Source organism: Idiomarina sp. Sol25, assembly GCF_033052775.1.
Classification (GTDB): domain Bacteria; phylum Pseudomonadota; class Gammaproteobacteria; order Enterobacterales; family Alteromonadaceae; genus Idiomarina.
On record NZ_JAUPEW010000001.1, the window covers coordinates 767,604 to 792,377 of the forward strand.

Below are 24,774 nucleotides of genomic sequence, written 5' to 3' on the forward strand. Positions count from 1 at the left end.
CAATGACGCAATCGCAGACATCAATGACATCACCAATCGGAGATTTCTTCACCGTAAGAGATCGCTTTCCGGTCAATTTAATTGCGCTGGAGTCGGCTGACAGTATCCCTGAAGAAGACGCATTTATCGCTGAAATTCCGGAGTTGTTCACTATTGCGTCCAGTATGGCTGAAAGTGATCAGCAGCAACTGCAGAGTATTAAAGTTGAACAGTCGTCAGGCAGCGCTCTGGTCGCTTTTCTAGAGCAGCAACACAAACGTATGAACATATTGCTGGGCTACATGCTCCGTAATGAAGATGACCCGGCTAACCGTTTTGAAGGCGTTGAATACGGTGGCGGTGGTATTCGCATAATAAATGACTCGCCACTAACCGAAGGTCTGACATTTCAGGCAAAACTGTTTTTTAAAGAAGAGGCTCTGGCAATTTATTGTTACCTGACCGCTGAAAACTCAGAACCAGAGGAAGACAGTGAGGCTTACCTTTGCACGCTGAGTTTTGTTCAAATTCGCGAGGAAGATCAGGAGTTATTGATTCGGGCCAGCCTCCATGCCCAGAGTCGCCAGCTAAAAGAGCGTTCCAAACAACGCCGTGAAGAAAAACAAAACGACAACCTGTCATCCAAATCCTGATTGATTTCGGTATAATACCGACGTTTTTCCAAACCAGTTGAGTAGTCATGACTAAGGCATCTGTATTAAGACCCCCTTTTCCTCCGGCAGCAAACAAAGACCTTACCTGGCAGGAGTTGCATGGCAGCTCGCCGGCAATGGCAATAGCCAGACTAATTGACGCCACGCCAGGGCGAGTATTAATTGTTACCGCAGATGCTAACCAGGCACACCGGTTAGAACAAGAAGTGAAATACTTTGCTGGTGAACACACCGAATACCATGACGATATAACGCTTTTTCCCGACTGGGAAACTTTGCCCTACGACAGCTTTTCACCGCACCAGGACATTATTTCTGACCGACTCAGCGTGCTGGCACGCCTTCCCGATGCCAAACGTGGGGCACTGATTGTCAGCATTAATACCCTGCTGCACAGAATTGCTCCAACCTCGTTTGTGCAGGGGCAAGCGTTACAAATTGAAAAAGGCCAGCAGCTCGACAGCCTGAAGCTGCGCCAGCAACTTGAGAATGCCGGTTACCGTCATGTTAATCAGGTAATGGAACATGGCGAGTTCAGCGCCCGTGGTTCAATCTTAGACTTATACCCTATGGGCAGTCAGACACCCTACCGGCTCGACTTTTTTGACGACGAAGTCGATACCATTCGGCCGTTTGACCCTGAGACTCAGCTATCAAAAGCTCCAATAGACGGCATTAACTTACTGCCCGCACACGAGTTTCCACTGACAAAAACGGCGATTGAACGCTTTCGCGCAAATTATCGTGAGCACTTTGAGGCGAGCACTGAGCGCGAATCGGTGTATCAGCAAGTCAGTAAAGGCCAGTTACCTGGTGGTATAGAGTACTATCTGCCGTTATTTTTTGAAGAAACTGCCAGCTTGTTTGATTACCTTCCGGACGACACGGTACTGGTTACTTTCGGCAACATTCAGGCAAGCCTGGAACGATTGTGGCAGGATATTAATCACCGCTACGATCAGCGTCAGTTTGACCCCTTACGGCCGTTACTGCACCCCAATGAGTTGTTTCTTCCGGTCGATAATATTCACGCCGGTTTCAAACAATACCGCCGGGTGCGCGCTAATGTACCGGCAGAAATGGCCCAACCCGGTCCGATGCCGTTTTTGACAGAGACAGTAACAGAAATAGCAGCTGACCATCAGCAAAAACAGCCCTTTGCCAAGTTAAAGGCGAAACTGGAACAGGCTTTGGCAAAAAATGAAAAAGTTCTGCTGTCAGCCGAAAGCGCAGGCCGCCGCGAAGCCTTGCGGGAAATTGTCAGCAAACTTGGCTTTCAGGTGAGACTTTGCTCTGGGCTGGATGAATGTCCGACCCAACAAATCGGCTTAATTATCAGTCCTATTATTAACTCGTTTTATTTACCCGACGCCAAACTCTGGTTTATTACCGAGACCGAACTGTTTGGTAACCGCGTGGTACAAAGCCGCCGACGTCAGCAAAAAGCGACTGTCAGCGCTGATACACTGATTCGCAATTTAGCAGAACTGCAAGCCGGTCAGCCCGTTGTTCACCTGGATCACGGTGTTGGTCGTTATCAGGGACTGACGACATTGGATGCCGGAAATGTCACCACCGAATTTGTCACCATTGAATACTCAGGCGGGGCAAAGCTCTACGTTCCGGTCGCCAACCTGAACGTTTTAAGTCGCTACAGTGGGGGGGAAGAAAGCCATGCTCCATTGAATAAACTGGGTAACGACAGCTGGGACAAGGCCAAAAAACGAGCTGCAGAAAAAGTTCGTGATGTTGCGGCTGAACTGCTCGATATTTACGCCCGCCGCGAAGCGAAGCCCGGGTATGAATTTAGTATTAACAAAGAAGATTACCAGCGTTTTGCCGCCGGATTTCCGTTTGAAGAAACCATTGATCAGCAGACTGCAATTGATGCGGTTAAGCAAGACATGCAACAGCCCCGCGCTATGGACAGGCTAGTCTGCGGCGACGTGGGCTTTGGTAAAACCGAAGTGGCTATGCGCGCAGCCTTTATCGCGGTTAATGAAGGCAAGCAAGTTATGGTCTTAGTTCCGACCACTCTGCTGGCTCAGCAACACTACGAAAACTTCAGTGACCGTTTTGCTGAACAGGCCATTCGGGTTGAAGTGCTGTCACGCTTTAAAACCGCGAAACAATCAAAAGGCATTCTTGAAGACTTATCCAACGGCAAAGTCGACATTGTTATCGGTACCCACAAGTTGCTGCAAGACAATGTGAAGTGTCATGATTTAGGCCTGCTCATTGTTGACGAAGAACACCGCTTTGGCGTACGGCAAAAAGACACCATAAAACGCCTGCGCGCTGACGTAGATATTTTGACGCTAACAGCAACCCCGATTCCGCGAACCTTGAATATGGCCATGAATAACATTCGTGACCTGTCAATTATCGCCACGCCACCTGCAAAACGACTGGCAGTGAAAACCTTTGTCCGCGAATACGACGAGCCTACGGTTCGTGAGGCCATATTGCGGGAGATTCTGCGCGGTGGTCAGGTTTATTTCTTACACAATAATGTCGACACCATTGAGAAAACGGCAGCTGAGATTGAAGCTCTGGTTCCGGAAGCTCGTGTTGTGGTTGCTCACGGGCAAATGCGTGAACGTGATCTTGAACGCATTATGTCGGACTTTTACCATCAGCGCTTTAATGTACTGGTCTGTACCACTATTATTGAAACCGGTATCGACATACCCAGCGCCAACACCATTATTATGGATCGCGCCGATCACCTGGGTTTGGCGCAAATGCACCAGCTGCGAGGCCGGGTTGGACGTTCGCATCACCAGGCTTATGCCTATTTATTAACGCCGCACCCCAAACGCATGACCAAAGACGCACACAAACGACTTGAAGCTATCTCTCAGCTGGAAGACCTGGGTGCCGGCTTTATGCTTGCAACTCACGATCTGGAAATTCGTGGTGCTGGCGAGCTGCTGGGCGACGATCAGAGTGGTCAGATTGAAAGCATTGGCTTTACTTTGTACATGGACATGTTAGAGCAAGCGGTTAAAGCCTTAAAAGAAGGCAAAGAGCCAGCGCTTGCGCAGCTATTGCACGAGCGTGCTGAAATTGACTTAAAACTGCCCGCACTTTTACCTGAAGCTTACATACCAGACGTCAATAATCGTTTAAGTTTGTATAAACGAATAGCCAATTGCGAAACCAGTAAAGAGCTTGATGATCTGCAAGTCGAATTGATTGATCGTTTTGGCTTGTTACCGGACGCCGCGAAAAACCTGATTCGACAGACACAACTTCGCAATAATGCTGAACAGTTAGGCATACGCAAAATTGATATTGGTAATCAGGGCGGTATTATTGAGTTTACCGACGACACAAAAATTAACCCCGAGATAATTATTGGGTTAATTCAAAAAGCGCCCAGCTATTATAAGCTGGACGGGCCAAACCGTTTACGCTTGACTCAACCACTGGAAGATACTCAAAGCCGCTTAAAACTGGTAGAGTCTCTGTTAGATGAGTTTGCAGAGCAATCTCAGGCGGCGTAACACAGGAGTGAATAAATGGCGCTGGTACATCGGGGTGTAAAATCAGTACTGGGTTTAGCAACCGCATTAGCGGCTTTAGTGTCTGTAAATGCATCGGCCCAGGCTGATAAAGATTATTGGCGCTGGTTTGAAGTTGAAGTTCTGGTCTTCAAACAAAACGCCACTGACCAGTCCGGTGAAAACTTTTCTTTAAACATGCAGCCTATTGCGGTCGACGAAAGCCGGGATTTATTGACGCCCCACCACAGCCAGCGAAACAGATCTCTTCGTAGTGTCCTTCCTGTATGCAAAGCGCTTTCTGAGCAAAACTGGCAAATTGACATTGCCTGCCAATATGACAACGAAGACCAATGGATACCCATTGCCGGAAACCCATTCGCCCCGGAACATAAGTTATCGGAAATGACCTCTACTGAGGTTGTTATTGATGGCCCCGGTGGCGATATAGAGCAGGCCTCACAACCTTTTCTGATGCCTGCAGACGCTCTCGAACTCTCCCCTATTCGAACCGAACTCGAACGCAAAGGCCAAGCTAAATCTCTGTTGCATCTAGCCTGGAGACAACCGGTATTTACCCGCGGTGTCGGTCGCAAAATGCGTCTATTTGGTGGCAAAAATTATGCCAACGACTTCTTCTATAATGGTTTCCCCAAAGAACAGGAACAACTCGATACACCACTGTCCAGTGCTGGCCAGGAGCAGCGCATGGATAATATCCAACGCCTGCTAAGCGTTATTGAGTCGGGCACCGAACCCTTTATCAGCTCGGACGATAACCTCCCAGCTCGCCCGCCTCTAACAGCTGCCGAAAACCCTCAGCTTACCTGGGAATTTGACGGCTTAATGCATATTTTTCTGGTCGGTAACTATCTGCATATTGACGGTGAGTTCAACTTACGCGAACCAGATGAAGTCAGACGTATTGCTAACGACTTAGAAACTCAGGCGGCATATGCTCTTAATGACGCGACTAAACAAACACCTTATTTACGTAGCTATTATTTCTCTCAGTTACGGCGCGTTATCAGTCACGAAACACATTACTTCGATCACCCTGAACTCGGGGTTGTCGTTCAAATTCGCCGTACTGACTTATCGGCTCCACGATACTAATAAGTTACGAGGCAATTATGGAAAAGTACGAAGAGCTCCTGCTGGCCTTAAGAAAAGTTATTCGCGCTATCGACTTATACTCTAAACAATTAAATAAGTACTCTGGGTTAACCGCGCCTCAGTTATTAATTTTGCGTGAAATAAATGCAGCGAATGGTATAACCGCCAGTAAAGTGGCACAAAATATCAATCTAAGCCCGGCAACGGTTTCTAATGTCATCGAACGCCTTGAGCACCGGCAATTCATTCACAGACACCGTAGTGAGCAGGATAAACGCCGTGTGTCTCTTTATTTGACTGAACAGGGTCTTAATCTTCTGGAAAAGGCACCACAGCCGTTGCAGGAGGATTTCATAGAAAAGTTCCAGGCACTGGCTGAATGGGAGCAGTCCCTGCTGCTCTCCTCAATGCAAAGAATTGCCAATATGATGGATGCGGAACGTCTCGACGCCGCGCCCGTACTTGAAGTTGGAAGCTACCACAAACTGGACCAATAACATGCACAAACGACTACTTAGCTTATTACCCGCTCTACTTATATCGGGTGCTGCAATTGCAGAAACCTGTGGAAGTGACAAAGAGATTATTCCTATTTCACAGGTGCAGGGAGACAATGAACAGTCTCCAAAGGTTGGTAAGCAAGTAACCGTGAGCGGTATTGTTACCGCAAGCTGGCAGTCGTCTGAACAACTTGGTGGTTTTTTCATTCACAGTTTACCTGAAGACATGGATGACAACCCTGCGACTTCAGAGGGCTTATTTATCGTCACCCGGAAGCAACATTCACAAGTTAATAACGGTGAATGGGTAAGAGTGACGGGACAAGTTGAAGAGCAGTCCAAATTAACCTCGTTAATAGAAGTGTCCAATATAACAACCTGTGGTGATGCAAAAGCTCTTCCTGCGACAACTGAATTGAAGCTCCCGGTTGAATCACTTGACCGGTTTGAAGCTTTAGAAGGTATGCCTGTCATTTTATCCGCTGCCGGAGGTGAGAGCCTGACGGTCTCCGGAAATTACAATTACCCACGCTACGGCTTTTTCGATATTTCCGCAGGCCGCTTATGGACACCGACTCAAATCGTTATGCCGGGAAAAGACGCAAAGCGCCAGGCACAGGAAAACGGATTGAATCGCTTGCAGGTTGATGACAACAGCAATATTGTCAAACCCCGCCCGCTGCCATTTAACGAACTTCAGCATGGTGAACAAAGTAGCCTGCGCTCGGGGGCTACCCTGAAAAGTTTCTCCGGTATTATCAGCCAATTCAATAACCGTTATAGAATTCAGCCAACTGACGACTTAGAATTAGAAACACCGTCGGTGCAACCGCAACTGTCGGAGAAATCAGATAATGCTGTGCGCGTCGCCAGTTTTAATGTGCTGAACTTCTTTAACGGAAACGGTGCCGGAAAAGGATTTCCGACTCCCAGAGGAGCCGACACGCATGAGCAAATGCAACGACAGCAGAAAAAAATTGTTGCCGCACTAACGGCTATTGATGCTGATGTTATTGGCTTAATGGAAATTGAGAACGACGGATTTGGTGAGCGCAGCGCAATAACGCAACTGGTTGAGGCGCTGGAAAAGACATCAGGAAAGGATTACGCAATAGCTGAGCCGCATGCCGAAAAAATTGGAACAGACCAAATTACTGTCGGTATTATTTATCAACCGCAGCGCGTAAAACCAAGTTCTCACGCGATATTCACACGCCAGGGGCCTTTTTCCTGGGGAAGCCGCCCTCCTCTTGCGCAAAGTTTTATCGACGCCAAAACGGATAAACAATTCAGTGTTGTGGTAAACCACTTCAAGTCGAAAGGCAGTTGTCCGGAAGACTCTGAAAGCCCAAACAGTAACCAAAATGACGGGCAGGCCTGCTGGAATGATTTAAGACTTAAGTCATCACAAGAGTTAACGCAGTGGATCCACAGTGAGTCTCTAGCAAACCCGGTATTGCTGGGTGATTTTAACGCTTATTATCAGGAAGACCCGGTACGTTATTTTGCTGACAATGGCTTTTATAACCCTTCAGGCGCAAAAGACTATTCTTACGTATACGACAGTCAGGCCGGGGCTTTAGATCATGTTTTTGTTGCAGATTCACTTAAGGAAAAGATTCAGGGGGTCTATCACCTGCCCTTTAATGCTGACGAGCCCCAGGTATATGATTACCGCGACGAGGCGTATTTTGCAGAAGGCCCTTTCCGCTCTTCTGACCATGACCCACTAGTACTGGACTTCGTTTTTTCCGGCTCTGGCATGTAGGCATTATCAGTTCCAAAGTGAACCTCGAACTCAACACCAATTAACCACTGGCCGCTACGCTGTTCCGTTTTAAGGTTGCGAGGCCAGTGGTACCCAACCCAAGTTTCCACAAAAAACCAGTCCCGTAAGTATCGCTGACGGTTAAGAAAGCGTAATCCATAGTCCTGAACAGGCACCTCGTGGTCAGTATTCCCCTCTATCCAGGTTTCTGTCGCCCAGGCTTTTTCCTGTGCATACAAATGATATAAACGCGCAGTACTGTTCCAGCGAACACCGTCTGTTTCTTCCGCAAAAGTGCCTTTAGAAGCCCACCTTAATAACCATGTATCCGTTAATGTGGCTTCATAATCCACTCTCTGTGCAACACCAAAGCCGTCACTGTCGCGCCAAAAAGCCGAAGACTGCATACGAACTTGCTGATTATCGGAAAAAACATAACCGGTCATATAGCGGGCTCTGGCATAGATGTCAAACCGTAACCCACCACGGATACCTATACTGTAGGATACCCGGTGCGCTTCATTAATGTCGGGATCAAAGCCTAAGCCTACTAGCCACTCTTCGTCTGACTTTGGGGAACGAATAACCGAAGGGCGACCGGTTGAGCCATCATCTAAAAACTCATTTTCATCAACCCGGCCAATGAAAGCTGAAACGTTTTCTTTTAGCTTAGGCAAGGATACCCGGGCTCTAAATCGCGACTTAACTTCAAAGCCATCGTACTGATCCCATTGCGGCGCAACCGAAAGCCGCCCATAAGAGCGTTCATATTGATTAATGCTTTCATCGCCGAATAAGCCGTCAAACCAGCGTGCGGTCACGTCTACCGAGGTTCCAAGCCCGTTACGGAAACCGTCCAGCCACATATCATCTTCTTCATCAGCCTGTTGATCTGCTGTAGCTGACTGGCAGCCAAGACTAAAAATAAAAGCTAACCAAGTAATCTTTTTCATATCGAACGGTCTATAACTAAACACCACCTTTGGTTGGAGAACACGATGTCGTTTCGCCTTATAATTCTTATTGTCAGTTTGTTAGTATCTTGTTTCAGCATGGCACAGAATAGCGAGCCAACAAAGCAAAAAAATGAAAAAGTTGCGACTTTTGCCGGCGGCTGTTTCTGGTGTGTTGAAGAAGCTTTCGAGAAAATGCCTGGCGTCCGGGAAGTCATCTCGGGATACAGCGGAGGCGATGAAGCTAACCCAACCTATGAGCAGGTTTCAGCAGGTAAAACCGGGCACACGGAAGCAGCCCAGATATACTACAACCCGGATGTCGTAAGCTATGCAGCATTACTTCAGAAGTTATGGCGTATCAGTGATCCGACAGACAACGACGGCCAGTTTGTTGACCGCGGCAAACAGTATCGCCCCGCTGTTTTTTATCATAATAATGAACAAAAACGCATAGCTATGGAGTCGCGTGAGTGGCTGGATAAAAACGGCCCCTTTCCTGATCCGGTGGTTATTGAAATAACACCCTTTAAGAGCTTCTACAAAGCTGAAGAATACCACCAGGACTATTACGACAAGAACCCCGTTCGCTACCGTATTTATACCTACAACTCGGGCCGTTATGACTTCGTCGAGAAGCATTGGGGCGACACCTCGGACGTTGACTATCAGCAATTTACGAATGACAACCCCACAGGCACATCTAAGCAGCAAAGCTTCGTTAAACCTAGTGACAGTGAACTAAAGGAGCGCCTAACAGATATTCAGTATGCGGTGACTCAGGAAGATAAAACGGAACCGGCCTTTGATAACCGCTACTGGGACAATGAACGTGACGGCATCTATGTGGATGTGGTAAGTGGTGAACCGCTTTTTTCTTCAGCAGATAAATACGAATCGGGTACCGGTTGGCCAAGCTTTACCAAACCCATAAGCCCTGACGCGGTAGTAGAAAAAGATGACAGCAGCTGGTTCTACACTCGAACTGAAATTCGCAGCCGCAAAGCAGACTCACATCTCGGCCATGTCTTTAAGGATGGCCCTCAGCCTACCGGTTTAAGGTATTGCATGAATTCCGCGGCGTTGCGCTTTATTCCTTTAGAAAAAATGGAGGAAGAAGGTTACGGTGACTACATTCCTGCAGTCACCGGTGACTAACTAACCAATACAATCAGGCTGTCCAGCCCAGCTCAGTAGCGCGCTGCTGAGCCTGCGCGGGCACATCAGTAGCCACAAAGTGATGATGCAGTACCTGAACACCTAACATGTGGTTGATGACAGCATCAAGCTGTACACGTTCTTCGTTCGGAACATTCTCATCCTGATGCCGTTCAAAAGTCCGCACCACTTCGTCGTAGTCCAGCAAACCCGCTGACTTAACTGCATCGGCATTCAGAAACTGTTCTGCCAGCTTCTCAACGGCCTTCCACTTTTCCGGATCGGTGTGCGCCGGCGGCGCCATAAAAGCGAACTTTTCACGTTTATAAAGCGTTTCCGGCAACAAGCCTTTCATCGCTTCGCGCAACACATATTTTTCTTTATTGCCTTTAATGCGCAGATGTGGCGGCACAGTGAAAGCATATTCCGCTAAGTGATGATCTAAAAATGCCGGGCGCGCCTCCATTGAATTCGCCATATCTACACGGTCGCCGCCCCAGGTCAGAATTTGCCCCTCCAGCATGGTTTTAATCCAGACATATTGAGCCCTGTCCAGCGGGTGCCGGCCGTCCAGCATGTCTTTATCAAGCGTGTTAGCAATAGCCTGGCTAGGATCGTAGCCTTCAACCTGTTGCCGCTTGTTCTCTGACATAAGAGGCAAGGCAACCGATGAGCACGACAGCCAAGGCTGCACACAACTTGGAGTAAAACCCATTTTCTGGTTAAAAGCTTCGCTGACAAACTCTTCGCGGGCCAACATTGCGCCCTTAAAGAGTTTATTGTTTTTTTCTAACAGTTCCTGCCATTCAACCCGTTCCACTTCCGGCAAGTGGTCGAGTCCATGCAGGAACATGTCCTTTCTAAAAGCCGGGTAGCCGGCAAAGAGTTCATCGGAGCCCTCTCCGGTCATTACCACTTTATAACCGGCTTCGTGTACCTCTTTACTCATCAGGTACTTGGCCACACCCAATGTGTTGTATATTGTTCTCTCGGTATGCCACAAGGTTTTCACAAAATGGTCATAGAGATCATCGGCTTTAAGCCGCATAATATGGTGATCAGCCTGAGTCGCTTCAGCCATTTCTTCTGCAATAGGTGTTTCGTCATAGTCAGCAGAATCGAAACCTATGGTAAAAGCTTTTACCGAGGTTTGGGTTGAGGCAGACGCAAGCCCAAGAATGGCACATGAATCAATACCACCCGACAAGTAGCAACCGACAGGAACGTCGGCTGTCATTCGGTGCTGGACGGCTTCCAGTAACTTAGCGCGAACCCCTTCAATATAGGATTCCTCGTCGACATCCGCTCCTGGATAGCTCTCCTCCGGTGGAAAATCGACATCCCAGTATTTATGTTCCGTTGCAACCACTTTGCCATTTTTGCGCTGTAACTTAACCACATACCCCGGCTGAACCTGGTTAATCCCTTCAAAAGCAGTAGAGCCCGGAACCATTACTTGAATCAGTTGGTGGTATAAGCCCTCAGCCGAAAACTCTCGTTTAACGTCCGGGTGAGCAAACAACACTTTCAGCTCAGAGCCAAACACCACACCGTGCTCCGTTTCCGTCCAGTATAAAGGCTTAATTCCAAACCGATCGCGCACCAGGTAAAGACTTTCGTCTTTGGCATCGAACAGGCCGAAAGCAAACTCTCCACGAAGCTCCTTTAGGGTGCTCTCCAGTCCGTAACGCTCAAACAGGTGAAGAACAATTTCAGAATCGCTTTTACTGTTAAAGCGTGCGCCACGAGCGGTTAAGTCCGCACGTATGCGTTTAAAATCGTAAAACTCACCGTTATGGGTCAGCATCAGTCGTTTATCGGCTGATATAAAAGGTTGCCGACCTCGCTTTTCGTCCAGGTCGATAATGGATAAACGGGCGTGACTAAATCCCACGCCATAGTCGTGTTGTACTTCATAGCCGAACCCGTCAGGGCCACGATGATGAATTATCGCAGCCATATTCACTAAAGTTTGGGGTTCAATCGCTCTTTCCGTTTGATGATGAAAAACGCCAGCAATTCCACACATTCTTTGCTTTTCCTCGTATCAGACGACATCAATGACGCGTTCAGCTCGCTGCACCATACAGGTCAGTAGCGCCATACGTAAAAACACCGCGCCCCGTGCCTGGCTGAAATACCAGTTATGAGGCGTATGGTCGAGATCGGCGGATAATTCTTCACCGCGCGCTAATGGATGTAAAATAATAGCGCTGTCTTTTAGCGGTGACTGAGCCGTTAAGTGAAACTCACTGCCATAAGTACTAAAGGTATCACCTTCCCACGAAATAGCGTTGATATAAACCACGTCAAGCTCTGGTAGTACCTGCTCTAAATTCCGGGTCGTACGAATCTTTATTCCGGCTTGTTCAATTTGTTCTCGTTGCTCACTTCCGAACAGCTGAGTCGACGATTCCTCGTCATGAATAATGACAATTTCATCAATTGCTTTTGGAAACTTTACTAAGCATTTAATAAAGCTACGCACGGTACGCATTTTATTTGGCACACCAATAATGCCAATTTTTATTGGTGCTTTATCGGCTTCTTCCGTCACTAAATCGGGGCGCCATTTAAACAGTGCGTACATATCCGTAAGCGCCTGAGTTGGGTGTTCATCTGAACCATTACCCGCATTAATAATGGGAATTCGCAGTGAATCGATCATCTCTTCCAGTGAGGTTTCATTATTATCCCTCAACACGACACAGTCGCCATAGTTATTAAACATTTCAGCCACATCGGCTAAACGCTCACCTTTGGCTATGCCGGTAGTAGAACGGTCAGTAATTGACATGATATCACCGCCCAGGCGGTGCCAGGCACTTTCAAATGACAAACGAGTACGAGTGCTTGGTTCATAAAACGCGCTGATTAAAATTTTTCCCTGTAATGAGGTACTAAAACGACGAGGGTTAGCTTCGTACTTGGCCGCAAGTCGGAACAATTGCAGCATCCCTAACTGCGAAAATTGATCAGCAGACACAACATGCTGATTCGACAAATTCAGCAAGTAATCACCATCTTCCTGAATTGCTTTTAATAACGCCTTTGGATGAGCATCGCCGCAAACATCGGGCCGCTCTCGTTCAAAGGAGACATCCTTTATAGTCATACAATTACCATATGGTTTTAGAAATAAAATCTTTAATAAAAAGCCCCAGTAACAAAACAGGAGCTAAGCAAGTCATTATTAGCGCCAAAGAAATTAACCACTCAAAAGCCAGTTCACTGATTAGCATTTGACGGCTCCTTCTCATTTAGTGTGTCCCAGTCAAACTTTTCGCTACTACGTAAAATACCCACTAAACATATTAGACCGGAAACTGCACATGACACTAAAGCGGCGACATAGAAGCCGACAACAAAGTAACTCAGCATACCAAACGCCGTACCGAACGCCATAGCGCACGCCGCGTAGGTTCCCGTCAGCCGACGATGATACAGCCCCAGTACTATTGGCCAGATGGTGCTGGCAACAAAAGCTCCGGCAAAATTCAATAAAGCGCCTAAAGTCGCAATACGCGGCAAACACAATAACCAGGTAACGACTCCTAAGCCCAGAATACAGCTGCGATTAAAGCGCATTAATGTTTTGTCGCTGGCTTTAGGTTTTAGTTTTTTATGGAAAATATCCTGTGTGACTAAGTCTGAGGTAGCTGCGAGTAACGAGTCCAGGCTGGACGCCAACGCAGAAAAAATAACAATAAAAACAATAATGGCTCCGGCTTTACCAAGTACAGCCGCGGCAACGGTAGGGCCAATCATATCGGGGCTTGCCGGGAAAATTCCCAGCTGCGGTGCTGCTAAGGCGATGAACCCGGTAACAATAGGAATAGGCAACCATAATAAGCCACCGGTTAAATACGCCTTGTAGGCCACATTCTTTTTAAAAGACAGAGCCCGTGACCACCAGACATTGGAGTGGAAAATCTCGCCAAGCCCAAAGAAAATATTATTGAACAAAAACATAACAGCTGCAGGAAACAGTAAATCCAGCAGTTGCGGGTGTTCGCTTGTCAGGTTGCTGTGAATGCTTTCCAGGCCAACATTATCAATTATCCAGTAAGCGATAAAACTGACACCAACAATGATAATTAAAGCCTGAATAAAGTCGGTAGCAATAACCGCCCGCATTCCGCCAAAGAGCGTATAGCCGACACAAATTACCAGTATGGTGGTCATGCCAATGTGATAATCAAGGCCACTGAGTGACTCAAGCAAAATACCACCGGCCATTCCGAGGCTAATTAACCAGCCAAAAGCATAAACCACAGAAATGATGATAAAGACAAGCCAAGCCAGGTTGCCGTAACGCAACCGCACAAAGTCGCCCGATGTATAACCATTAGGCAGAAGTTCCTTAATGCGTTTAGCCATAGGTGCAAACAGCACTAAGCCCAGAGCGGCAAAGGAATACCCTACCATGCCCCAAATGCCGAATTGATAGGTTAGCTGAGGTGCAACCAGCGTGGTGTTACTGGTCACCCAGGTTGCCATAGCTGTTGCCGCGGCAAAAGCAAAACCAACATTCCGACCTGCCAGAGCAAAGTCCTCGTGACTGCGGTTCTTCCGTCCCAGCCAATAACCAAAGGCTACCCAAAACACCCCAAACAGGAGGATAATCGTGATGCCGGTACCCGTATCCAGTGCGAACTCAGTCATGGCGCTCTTGTCTGGAGTGAATCCATTGCCGATGAAGCAGTAATAAGGTTGCTACCAGAGTAATGAAAATAACCAGGCCGACGAAGAATAAAGTCAGAGATTGCCAGAGCGGATAATGTTGTACTGTTATCTCAATAGTATTGCTGGTATGAATTTCGTTATCAGGACCTTCGGCTCGAGCGCGCAAATAATAAGTTCCGTTGCTAAAACCGGTAAGTGAAATATCCTGGAAATCACCTAACGTGGGAAACTGACGAGTGCTCTTGGCAAACTCTGAATTGCTGGCAACTTCAATAGTAACTCTGTTAAGCTCGTCAAAGTTCGGGCCGCTGACAGAAACAGTGAAGTAACCTTCTTTTACAACGGAGTCCGGACCGCTCAGCTTTAACGAGCTCGCATGTGCAGTTGTTGGCAACATTACCAACAAACATAAAGCAAACAAAATATAGCAATAGTTAAAGCCGTGTTTCTGCGCTGTCATTAAAACTTCTGCTCAGTAGCATTAGTTGAAATCTCAGGCTAGCAGCAGAATTTTTTAATTTCAACTGTTTAACATAGTCATCTGTTTACTGTTTTTGCCCGTAGTCAGTACAACATATCATTTACGTTTAGTGGTCAGTTATCCAATGCAAGAGTATTTATGCAGTCTTGGTTCAAACATAGAGCCTGAAACACATTTTCCTCAGGCACAAAAGGCCCTTAAAGCTTTATCCGACGATATACGTTTTTCACGAAACATACCGACTTCACCAGTCGATATGGACACGAATAACGACTTTTTGAACGCTTTATTTATTATTCGCACGCCTATGTCTGCTAATGAACTCAAGCAAGAGTTTAATGCTATCGAAGAGGCTATGGGCCGCGACCGTTCTGACCCTCAAAAAAGCTTTAAAGATCGCACTATAGATATAGATATCCTGGGCAGGCTTGAAGAAAACCCTCAGGTACCGGAATATTTAACCTCTGTATTACCAGACTTAGGACTCAACTCATGAAAAAAACAGCAGTTATTACAGGCGCCGGACGACGCTTTGGTTTTGAACTGGCCAAAGCACTGCTAACTGAGGGGTACCAGTTATTTGCTCACTACAACAGCTCGCGTGACGGTATTGACGAACTGGAAGCACTAGGCGCTCAGGGCGTACAAGCCGACTTCACCAACATAGACAGTATTCAGGCCATGGTGCGTACTATTAGCAGCGCTACGGACTCTGTCGATCTATTGGTTAACAACGCTTCCTGTTTTTTCGACAACGAGACAGTTGATAACGACAATAACGCATTAGCTGCGGTATTCCAGGTACACGGGATGGCGCCATACCTGCTCATAAGCGGCTTGCAACGGCAATTAAGCCATTCAGAGAATGGTCTGATCGTTAATATTACGGACATATACGCTGACCGCCCGTCTACCGATTACATCGCTTATTGCGCAGCGAAAGCCGGACTCGCTAACATGACCCAGGCTTTTGCTAAAAGCTTAGCGCCGTCAGTAAGAGTCAACGCCATTCAGCCAGGTCCTATTCTGTTTTTACCAGAGCACGATAAAGAACATCGGATGCAGGTTATGGATGAGACACCATTGAGGGTCGAAGGTGGTTTAGAGCCCATGATAGAAACCGTTCGCTTTTTACGTGACAACCCATTTATTACGGGCGAATCCATTAAAGTCGACGGCGGTCGTGGCTTGATGATATAAAAAAACCCGGCGCAATGGCCGGGTTTCAATTCACTGTAGCGACTCTTATTTAAGCATTCCGCGCAATACGTAATGTAAGATACCACCACTTTTGTAGTAGCTCATTTCATTGCCGGTATCGATACGGCACTTAACCTCAAACTCAACTTCGCTTCCGTCTTTGCGTTTAGCAACAACTTTCAGCATCTGTCCAGGCTTGAGATTATCATCAAGACCTAAAATCGATATCTGCTCTTCGCCGGTCAGCTTGTGTTCTTTAACACCTTCACCTTCAGCAAATTGTAGCGGCAGAACGCCCATACCCACCAGATTAGAACGGTGAATACGTTCATAGCTCTCAGCCAGTACGGCCTTAACACCTAACAGCGTTGTACCTTTGGCTGCCCAGTCACGGCTTGAACCGGTCCCGTACTCTTTACCAGCTAATACAACCAACGGCGTGTCATTTTCCATGTACTTCATGGCGGCATCGTAAATGGCCATTTGCTCGCCCGTTGGAATGTACTTGGTGTAACCACCTTCAACATCATCCAGCATCTGGTTTTTAATACGAATATTGGCAAAAGTACCGCGCATCATGACTTCGTGGTTACCACGACGCGAACCATAAGAGTTAAAGTCTTTAATTTCGACGCCATTTTCCTGCAGATACTTACCTGCCGGTGAATCCGGTTTGATAGAGCCTGCCGGTGAAATGTGATCCGTAGTAATTGAGTCAGCAAATACCGCCAGCACGTTAGCGTCTTTAATGTCGCTCGGTGCTTGCAATGGCTTATCAATACCTTCAAAGAACGGCGGATTTTTAACGTAGGTAGAGTCGTCCTGCCAGTTATAGGTATTGCCTTCAGCAACACTAATTGACTGCCATTCTTCATCACCTTCGAAGACTTCGCCATATTCTTTGCCGAACATCTCGTTATCAACCATTTTCACAGCTTCAGCAATTTCTGAACTGCTAGGCCAGATGTCCTTCAAGAACACATCATTACCGTCTGAATCTTTACCTAAAGGATCTTTACTCAAATCGGTACGTGTTGTACCTGACAGCGCATAGGCAACCACTAGCGGTGGTGACGCCAGCCAGTTAGCCTGGACTTCCGGATGCACTCTGCCTTCAAAGTTCCGGTTGCCTGACAACACAGAAGATACCGTCAAGCCACCTTCATTAATGGCCTGTGTTATTTCATCATCCAGCGGACCGGAATTACCAATACAAGTGGTACACCCGTAGCCCACTAAGTTAAAACCAAGCTTATCTAAGTATTCATCTAAACCGGCTTTTTCGAAGTAGTCAGTAACCACTTTAGAGCCCGGTGCCAGCGAGGATTTAACCCAGGGTTTACGCGTCAGACCTTTCTCTACGGCTTTCTTAGCAACCAAACCAGCCGCCATCATGACACTCGGGTTTGATGTATTCGTACAAGACGTAATAGCCGCAATAACAACATCACCGTGCGATAAGGAATAATCCTTACCTTTCACTTGGACTTCTTTGTCTTTCTCACCCGATTTACCGTTAGTTTCCAGTATCAGGTCGAAATTACTGCCAAGCTGCTCCATATCCACCCGGTCCTGAGGACGTTTCGGACCAGCCAATGAAGCCGTTACAGTACTTAAATCCAGCTCCAGCGTGTCAGTGAACTCCGGTTCATTGTCATTGTCGCGCCACAAACCCTGTGCTTTAGAGTATTTCTCAACCAACTCAATGGTTTCTTCATCACGACCTGACAGACGGAAATAACGCAAGGTTTCGTCATCGACCGGGAAGAAACCACAGGTCGCGCCGTATTCAGGCGACATGTTCGAAATCGTTGCGCGGTCAGCTAAGGGTAAGTTGTCCAGTCCCGGACCGTAAAACTCAACAAATTTACCGACTACGCCTTTTTCGCGCAGCATTTGGGTCACGGTTAAGACTAAGTCTGTCGCGGTTACACCTTCTTTCAGCGCGCCGGTCATACGGAAGCCGACAACTTCTGGTATTAACATGGAAACCGGCTGCCCCAGCATTGCCGCTTCAGCTTCAATACCGCCAACGCCCCAGCCTAATACGCCGATACCGTTGATCATAGTGGTGTGCGAGTCGGTACCAACCAAAGTGTCAGGGTAAGCAAAGGTTTTGCCGTCTTCTTCTTTCGTCCAGACACTCTTACCTAAGTACTCCAGGTTCACCTGGTGACAAATACCGGTACCCGGTGGTACTACGCGGAAGTTTTCAAAGGCACCCTGCCCCCACTTCAGGAACTCGTAACGCTCTTTGTTACGTTCCATCTCGAAGCGGACGTTCTCTTTAAAAGCACCTTCGGTTGCGTATTTGTCTACCATTACCGAGTGGTCAATAACCAGATCGACAGGGGACAATGGGTTAATGACTTCAGGGTCATGCCCGGCCTTCGCCACAGCGTCTCGCATTGCGGCTAAATCGACAATGCCCGGAACACCGGTGAAGTCCTGCATCAGAACCCGCGCAGGACGGTACTGAATCTCGCGGTCAATTTTCTTCTTTTTCGACCAGTCGACCATGGCTTGCAAATCGTCTTTCGTGACGGTTTCGCCATCTTCATTACGCAATAAGTTTTCGAGTAAAACCTTCATTGAAGCAGGAAGTTTAGAAATGTCTCCTAAGGCTTCCTCTGCTTTAGGCAGGCTAAAATAATGAAAGGTTTTCCCTTTAACATCTAACGAACTTAAGGTTTTCAGACTGTCTTTGCCTGACATACGATTCTCTCCCATTCGCTTCCAAAGCGTCATTGTGAACTAAACGGTCTTGTAAATATAGACAAACAGAACCGTTTCAGCCATCAAATATGTGCTTTGATGAAAACATAAATCAAAAGTTTGTTCCAATTAACTGCTGATTAAGTGCGCAGTTAAGCAACTATTTTTATTATAAATTGTGTTTATATTACATAGTCTGTAAAAAGTGTTTAAGATCAATCAGACATCAGTCTTAGCGAATTAAATAAGGATATATTGGATGAGTCAGGTACTCGATGATTTACTCGACCTGCTAACCCTGGAAAGCATTGAGGACGGTCTTTACCGTGGGCAAAGTCAAGATTTAGGCTTTGGCGCAGTTTTTGGTGGTCAGGTTATTGGACAGGCACTCTCGGCCGCTAAAGAAACATTACCTCAGGAACGAGTGTGCCATTCGTTTCACAGTTACTTTTTACGCCCGGGGGACGCCAAAAAGCCCATTGTTTATGACGTTGAAACCATACGTGACGGTAAAAGCTTTTCAGCACGCAGAGTCAAAGCCATACAATATGGTAAACCCATTTTCTACATGACGGCGTCTTTCCAGCAACAGGAAGAAGGCTTTGAGCATCAGGACACCATGCCTGAAGTGCCTGGCCCTGAAGGTTTAGTTTCAGATTTGGATATTTATCGCGAACACGAAGAGCTGATACCGGCTCCACTGCGCAAAAAGTTCATTTGCGACAAGCCTATAGAGATGCGCTTTGTTACCCCTTATAACCCATTCAAACCTGAAAAAGACGAACCGCGCCGTTATGTCTGGTTCAGAGCAAACGGCAACATGCCGGACGATCAGCGCGTGCACAAATATTTGCTGGCTTACGCGTCAGACTTCAACTTTTTGCCAACAGCACTGCAACCTCATGGCGTCAGCTTTGCCCAACCCCATATGCAGGTTGCGACTGTTGATCATGCTATGTGGTTCCATCGCGATTTCCGTATGGATGACTGGCTGCTCTACGCAATAGACAGTCCTTCCGCCAGTGGTCAGCGTGGTTTAGTTCGTGGGCAAATATTTACACGTGACGGTGTATTGGTTGCGTCAACTATTCAGGAAGGTGTAATACGGGACCGCAGTTAAACGCGATCCCGGTATCAGGGCGTGTTGAGGTATACTGATTAGGTCAGAGAGACAAAGAAACCGGCAATTGCAGCACTCATCATATTTGCTAAAGTCGCTGCTAATAAAGCACGCATGCCTAAACGAGCAATGTCATGGCGCCGACTTGGCGCCATACCGCCTAACCCGCCAAGCAAAATGGCAATAGATGAAAAGTTCGCAAATCCGCAAAGCACGAAAGTAATAATTACCTGAGAGTTTTCACTTAGCTGATCTTTGTAATTGACAAAATCGAGGAACGCAACGAATTCGTTAATAACCAACTTCTGGCCAATAAAGCTTCCCGCCAGATTCGCTTCATCCCAGCTTACGCCTAGCACGTAGGCAACCGGCTGAAATACATAACCAAAAATTTGCTGTAAGGTGAGTTCAGAATACCCAAACCAACCACCGACCCAGCCAAAAACGCCATTAATTAAAGCGATCAAAGCAACAAAGGCTAATAGCATGGCGCCAACATTCATTGCTAACTGCAGGCCACTAGAAGCCCCTTGAGCTGCTGCGTCAATGACATTTGCAGAGTTATCTTCTACTTCAATTTCGTTGAGATCGTTACGTGGCTTTTCTGATTCAGGAATCATCATTTTAGCCATTAAGAATCCACCGGGCGCAGCCATAAAGCTAGCCGCAATAAGATACTTCAGCTCGATTCCAACTTCGGCTAACCCCGCAAGCACAGAGCCAGATACTGAGGCCATACCGCCCACCATAACCGCAAACAGCTCAGAGCGCGTCATCGTGCCGATAAATGGCCTGACCATCATAGGTGCCTCGGTTTGTCCCACGAAAATATTGGCAGCTGCTGACATCGATTCCGGCCGACTCGTACCCAACAGCTTTTGCAGCCCCCCGCCTAAAATGCGAATAATCCATTTCATAATGCCTAAATAGTACAAAACGGAAATAAGAGAAGAGAAGAAAACAATGACCGACAAAACATGAATGGCAAAAACAAGACCAAACTCTTCTGATGCCAATCCACCAAATAAAAAGTTGATGCCTGCCTGAGTGTACCCAATGACCTCGGAAATCCCGGCCGCAAAACTCAGTAGCAGCTCTTTCCCTATAGTGGTATAGAGTACAATACATGCTAACCCTACTTGAATGCCGAATGCTCCGAGAACCGTTCGCCAGCGTATGGCTTTACGATCCGTTGACGCTAAATAGGCAACGAGAAAGATGACGGCAACGCCGAGAATACTATTCATAAAAGAACCAATTTTATTCCGCCAGCAACTGACGTATTTTTGTTTTTATAATATCAATGGCGATTTCGTTTTGACCACCGCGAGTGACAACGAGATCGGCAAACTGCTTAGACGGGAATATAAAGTCAAAGAATGCGGGACGAACATACTGCTCATATTGCTCAGTAACCGACTGCAACGTACGTCCACGCTCTTCAATATCGCGCTTAATACGGCGCAGCAGACATATATCCAAAGGCGTGTCCATAAATACCGAGATATCAAACTGCTCACGTAACTTTTCATCAGTTAATAGCAAAATACCTTCAACCATTACAACTTTCGCCGGAGCAACCCGTATCGATTCTTCCAGGCGGGTATGTGTAGTATGGCTGTACTGCGGCATATCAACCGCTTCACCGGCTTTTAACTGCCGCAAATGTTGCATCAGCAAATCGTGTTCGAAAGCAGCAGGCTGATCATAGTTAGTTAGCACCCGTTGCTCCATGGTCATATGACTCTGGTCACGGTAATAAGCGTCTTCGGCCAGAATAGCAATGCCGTCAGTTCCTAATTCAGCCACTAACTCCTGATACACCGTGGAGGCAAACAGGCTTTTTCCCGACGCTGACGCGCCAGCTATCGCTATCACTGTTATTTTACTCACAAGCTTCCGTTTCTATTTGCTGAAAACCGGCGCAATTATCCTTGATTGTCTGTGTAATTAAAAGACTTGACTGATACCTTTATTGTCATAACTTTCACCGATAATCTTTCATCTGTTTAACTTCGTTACAATTTAGCCTGAACTTAAACATGCGTGTCAGTCTGCCCTCTCGTATAGTAAGCCTGCTTATAGTAAAAAAATAATCCAGGAACCACTATGAAAATGATGAAAACTATCACCGCTGTTGCGGTTGCGACAGCCCTTCTAGGTGGCTGCCAGTCAACCCAGTCGGCTAGTAACCAAGAGGCTGTAAGCCAGTCACAATTTCCAGAAGTAAAGGTCAACTACGAGACATTTACCTTAGATAACGGCTTAACTGTCGTTGTTCATGAAGACCGCAAAGCGCCTATTGTTGCGGTAAACGTTTGGTATGCCGTTGGCTCTAAAGACGAAAAAACCGGGCAAACGGGCTTTGCTCACTTATTTGAGCACTTAATGTTCAATGGCACTGAAAACTACGATGACGAATACTTCGGTCCTTTTGAGCGTGCAGGCGCTACAGAAATGAACGGTACCACTAACAATGACCGTACTAATTACTTTGAGAACGTCCCTACGCCAGCACTTGATATGGCACTTTGGATGGAATCTGACCGTATGGGTCATCTTTTAGGTGCCGTAACTCAGGATAAACTTGATGAACAGCGTGGCGTTGTACAAAACGAAAAACGTCAGGGTGAAGCTCAGCCTTATGGTAAAGCCTGGAGTTATATCGCCGAACAAACCTTCCCAGAAGGACATCCCTACTCATGGTCCATTATTGGCTCCATGGAAGACTTAAACGCCGCTTCTCTTGACGACGTACACCAATGGTTTGAGGACTACTACGGCGCAGCCAACGCAGTCTTGGTTTTGGCTGGCGATATAGATGTTGAAACCGCGAAAGAAAAGGTCACTAAACACTTTGCCGATATTGCACCTGGCAAGCCTCTTCAGAAGCAGGAAGCCTGGGTTGCCAAACGCGACGAGCAAAAACGTGCAACGATGGAAGATCGCGTTCCAGCTCCTCGAGTTTATAAAGTGTGGAATACCGCACAGATGGGAACTGCCGATTCTGAGTACCTCAACCTTCTGGCCGATATTTTGGCTAACGGCAAAAACTCACGACTTTATGAGCGCCTAGTTTATAACGAACAAATCGCTAGCTCTGTGGGTGCATTCCAGTACGGTCGCAAACTGGCCGGTCAATTTATGATCACGGCCGACGCCAAGCCCGGTGTTGAACTTGAACAGATTGAAGAAATTATCGATGAAGAACTTGCCCGCCTGATACAAGAAGGCCCGACAGCAGCAGAATTACAACGCACTAAATTCAGCACCACGGCAGATTTTGTTCGTCGCGCTGAAAAAGTCGGTGGTTTCGGTGGTAAATCTGACATACTCGCCTCTGGCGCGGTCTATCATAATGACCCGGGCTTTTACGAAAAAGAAATGGAGTGGACCAAACAAGCTTCAACCAACGATCTGCAAAACGCTGCAGAACAGTGGTTAAGTCATGGTGACTTCGTTCTTAATGTCGTTCCGCAACCTAACTACACTGCGCAAGAGACCGACGCAGACCGTTCACAATTACCCAATGTCGGCGACTTACCACAATTAGAGCTGCCAGAAGTTGAACAGTTTACTTTATCCAATGGCTTAGAAGTTTACTTGGCACAACGTAGCGATACCCCAACCATTGAAATGAGCATGGTGTTTGATAGTGGTTATGCCTCAGATGCTGGCGGTAAACTCGGTACTGCAAGCTACACCATGTCGATGCTAAAAGAAGGTACTGAAAACCTGAGTGCGCTGGAGTTGAATAAGCGTTTAGAGTCTTTAGGAACCAACTTAAATGCGTCGGCCAGCCTAGATAGTTCACGCATTAGCATGGACACACTCAGCGTTAACTTCGCTGAAAGTCTGGCGTTAATGAATGACGTTCTGCAAAATCCAGCCTTCTCTGAAGACGAAATTGAGCGCAAGCGTTCAAACTGGGTAGAAGGCATTCGCAAAGAAGAAGCACGCCCTCAAACTCAGGCTCTACGTGTTCTTCCTGGCTTGATGTTCGGTGACGGGCACGCTTATAGTCAGCCGTTAACAGGTTCAGGTACCGTTGAGTCTATAAAGTCTTTAACTCGTGAAGACTTGGTCGAGCATGCGCAAACCTGGTTACGTCCCGACAACGCCAAATTGGTTATCGTCGGTGATACAACCGTTGAGCAAGCTCAGTCACTATTAGAAGAGCAGTTCTCTAGTTGGCAGGCTCCGGCTTCTGATAAGCCAGAGAAGTCACTTGATGCTTCAATGGCCTCTGAAACCAACCGTGTTTTCCTTATCGATAAACCAGGGAATCCACAGTCTTTAATTATAGCCGGACAGCTGGCACCATCTGGTCAACTTGATAACGCCGACACCATCGATGTTATGAATACTATTCTTGGTGGTAGCTTTACCAGCCGTCTGAACATGAACTTACGTGAAGATAAAGGCTGGTCTTACGGTGCTCGTTCAATTTGGCTGGATAACGAAGGTCCGGGCTTGTTAATGGCTTTGGCACCAGTGCAAACTGACAAAACCAAAGAGTCGGTTGAGGAAATCATAAAAGAGTTTACTCAATACGAAGGCAACAAGCCTGCTACAGAAGACGAACTCGCCAAAGTGAAGGCTAATAAAACCGCTAAATTACCTGGTGCGTATGAAACTAAAGGTAGCCTGCTTAGCGGTTTGGTCAGTACCTTCAATAAAGGCAAAGACGTTGAATACCTGGAAGCTTATGGACAGCGCATCAACGCTATTACCCTTGACGATATCCAGGAAAGTGCCGATAAGGTTCTAAAACCTGACGCTATGACCTGGGTTATTGTTGGCGACTTAGCTGAGATTGAAGATAAGATCCGTGAACTTAACCTTGGGGAAGTAACTATCCTAAGTGAAGACGACATTAAATAATAATGTCTGCCCCCGGCCGAAAAGGCTGGGGGCT

At 47.0% G+C, this 24,774-nt stretch carries 19 protein-coding genes; 10 read left to right on the plus strand and 9 right to left on the minus strand.

Annotated elements, in window-relative coordinates; genetic code table 11:
- Positions 1–2: 2 nt before the first annotated feature.
- The 5 genes from Q5L94_RS03730 to Q5L94_RS03750 are packed head-to-tail and all read left to right on the plus strand — an operon-like array spanning position 3 to position 7,543.
- The gene (locus Q5L94_RS03730) at positions 3–632 is read left to right on the plus strand and encodes a PilZ domain-containing protein (protein WP_317497128.1); all 630 of its coding nucleotides are present in this window, start codon (positions 3–5) and stop codon (positions 630–632) included.
- A 47-nt stretch (positions 633–679) separates the two neighbouring features.
- Positions 680–4,162 (plus strand): transcription-repair coupling factor, encoded by a 3,483-nt coding sequence (gene mfd / locus Q5L94_RS03735; protein ID WP_317497129.1) that lies wholly within the window; start codon positions 680–682, stop codon positions 4,160–4,162.
- Between the two features lie 15 nt (positions 4,163–4,177).
- A complete protein-coding gene (locus Q5L94_RS03740) occupies positions 4,178–5,275 on the plus strand; it encodes a peptidoglycan binding protein CsiV (RefSeq protein ID WP_317497130.1) in 1,098 nt (365 codons plus the stop codon).
- A gap of 17 nt (positions 5,276–5,292) precedes the next feature.
- The gene (locus Q5L94_RS03745) at positions 5,293–5,772 is read left to right on the plus strand and encodes a MarR family winged helix-turn-helix transcriptional regulator (RefSeq protein WP_317497131.1); all 480 of its coding nucleotides are present in this window, start codon (positions 5,293–5,295) and stop codon (positions 5,770–5,772) included.
- A gap of 1 nt (position 5,773) precedes the next feature.
- The gene (locus tag Q5L94_RS03750; protein ID WP_317497132.1) at positions 5,774–7,543 is read left to right on the plus strand and encodes an ExeM/NucH family extracellular endonuclease; all 1,770 of its coding nucleotides are present in this window, start codon (positions 5,774–5,776) and stop codon (positions 7,541–7,543) included.
- On the opposite strand, the gene Q5L94_RS03755 is transcribed toward Q5L94_RS03750, so the two are convergent.
- Positions 7,447–8,496: a hypothetical protein gene (locus Q5L94_RS03755; protein ID WP_317497133.1), complete on the minus strand. Its 1,050-nt coding sequence runs from the start codon at positions 8,494–8,496 to the stop codon at positions 7,447–7,449. The two genes, Q5L94_RS03750 and Q5L94_RS03755, sit on opposite strands and share 97 nt — an antisense overlap.
- A 99-nt stretch (positions 8,497–8,595) precedes the next feature.
- On the opposite strand from Q5L94_RS03755, the gene msrB reads away from it, so the two are divergent.
- Positions 8,596–9,654: a peptide-methionine (R)-S-oxide reductase MsrB gene (msrB, locus tag Q5L94_RS03760; protein ID WP_411161930.1), complete on the plus strand. Its 1,059-nt coding sequence runs from the start codon at positions 8,596–8,598 to the stop codon at positions 9,652–9,654.
- Positions 9,655–9,667: 13 nt separating this feature from the next.
- Here the strand turns inward: msrB and asnB are convergent, their stop codons facing one another.
- From asnB to Q5L94_RS03785, 5 genes are read right to left on the minus strand one after another with little or no spacing between them, the layout of a single operon-like run.
- The gene (gene asnB, locus Q5L94_RS03765) at positions 9,668–11,683 is read right to left on the minus strand and encodes an asparagine synthase (glutamine-hydrolyzing) (RefSeq protein ID WP_317497135.1); all 2,016 of its coding nucleotides are present in this window, start codon (positions 11,681–11,683) and stop codon (positions 9,668–9,670) included.
- Between the two features lie 18 nt (positions 11,684–11,701).
- Positions 11,702–12,769 carry an aspartate carbamoyltransferase gene (locus Q5L94_RS03770; protein ID WP_317497136.1) on the minus strand — a complete coding sequence of 356 codons (1,068 nt, stop codon included), beginning with the start codon at positions 12,767–12,769 and terminating at the stop codon, positions 11,702–11,704.
- Positions 12,770–12,773: 4 nt separating this feature from the next.
- Entirely contained in the window at positions 12,774–12,896 is a 123-nt protein-coding gene (locus Q5L94_RS03775) for a hypothetical protein (protein WP_255801631.1), read from the minus strand.
- Positions 12,883–14,319: a sodium:solute symporter family protein gene (locus Q5L94_RS03780; protein WP_317497137.1), complete on the minus strand. Its 1,437-nt coding sequence runs from the start codon at positions 14,317–14,319 to the stop codon at positions 12,883–12,885. Before Q5L94_RS03780 ends, Q5L94_RS03775 begins: the two co-directional genes overlap by 14 nt.
- The gene (locus Q5L94_RS03785) at positions 14,312–14,800 is read right to left on the minus strand and encodes a hypothetical protein (protein ID WP_317497138.1); all 489 of its coding nucleotides are present in this window, start codon (positions 14,798–14,800) and stop codon (positions 14,312–14,314) included. The genes Q5L94_RS03780 and Q5L94_RS03785 overlap by 8 nt, the downstream gene beginning before the upstream one ends.
- Positions 14,801–14,945: 145 nt before the next feature.
- On the opposite strand from Q5L94_RS03785, the gene folK reads away from it, so the two are divergent.
- Positions 14,946–15,317, plus strand: coding sequence for a 2-amino-4-hydroxy-6-hydroxymethyldihydropteridine diphosphokinase (gene folK, locus Q5L94_RS03790; RefSeq protein ID WP_317497139.1), 372 nt, complete (start codon positions 14,946–14,948; stop codon positions 15,315–15,317).
- On the plus strand, positions 15,314–16,021 hold the full coding sequence (locus tag Q5L94_RS03795; protein WP_317497140.1) for an SDR family NAD(P)-dependent oxidoreductase: 708 nt from the start codon (positions 15,314–15,316) through the stop codon (positions 16,019–16,021). Before folK ends, Q5L94_RS03795 begins: the two co-directional genes overlap by 4 nt.
- Positions 16,022–16,066: 45 nt before the next feature.
- Here the strand turns inward: Q5L94_RS03795 and acnA are convergent, their stop codons facing one another.
- Positions 16,067–18,736 carry an aconitate hydratase AcnA gene (acnA, locus tag Q5L94_RS03800; RefSeq protein ID WP_317497199.1) on the minus strand — a complete coding sequence of 890 codons (2,670 nt, stop codon included), beginning with the start codon at positions 18,734–18,736 and terminating at the stop codon, positions 16,067–16,069.
- A 259-nt stretch (positions 18,737–18,995) separates the two neighbouring features.
- Here acnA and tesB point away from each other — a divergent pair, with 259 nt between their 5' ends.
- The gene (tesB, locus tag Q5L94_RS03805; protein ID WP_317497141.1) at positions 18,996–19,856 is read left to right on the plus strand and encodes an acyl-CoA thioesterase II; all 861 of its coding nucleotides are present in this window, start codon (positions 18,996–18,998) and stop codon (positions 19,854–19,856) included.
- Positions 19,857–19,894: 38 nt separating this feature from the next.
- Here tesB and Q5L94_RS03810 read toward each other — a convergent pair whose 3' ends face one another.
- Both Q5L94_RS03810 and udk read right to left on the minus strand, forming a co-directional pair.
- On the minus strand, positions 19,895–21,115 hold the full coding sequence (locus tag Q5L94_RS03810; RefSeq protein ID WP_404398994.1) for a NupC/NupG family nucleoside CNT transporter: 1,221 nt from the start codon (positions 21,113–21,115) through the stop codon (positions 19,895–19,897).
- A gap of 1 nt (position 21,116) precedes the next feature.
- Complete coding sequence (gene udk, locus Q5L94_RS03815) at positions 21,117–21,749, minus strand: uridine kinase (RefSeq protein WP_286822964.1); 633 nt, start codon at positions 21,747–21,749, stop codon at positions 21,117–21,119.
- A 216-nt stretch (positions 21,750–21,965) separates the two neighbouring features.
- Here udk and Q5L94_RS03820 point away from each other — a divergent pair, with 216 nt between their 5' ends.
- Positions 21,966–24,740: a pitrilysin family protein gene (locus Q5L94_RS03820; RefSeq protein WP_317497143.1), complete on the plus strand. Its 2,775-nt coding sequence runs from the start codon at positions 21,966–21,968 to the stop codon at positions 24,738–24,740.
- The last annotated feature ends 34 nt before the right edge of the window (positions 24,741–24,774 follow it).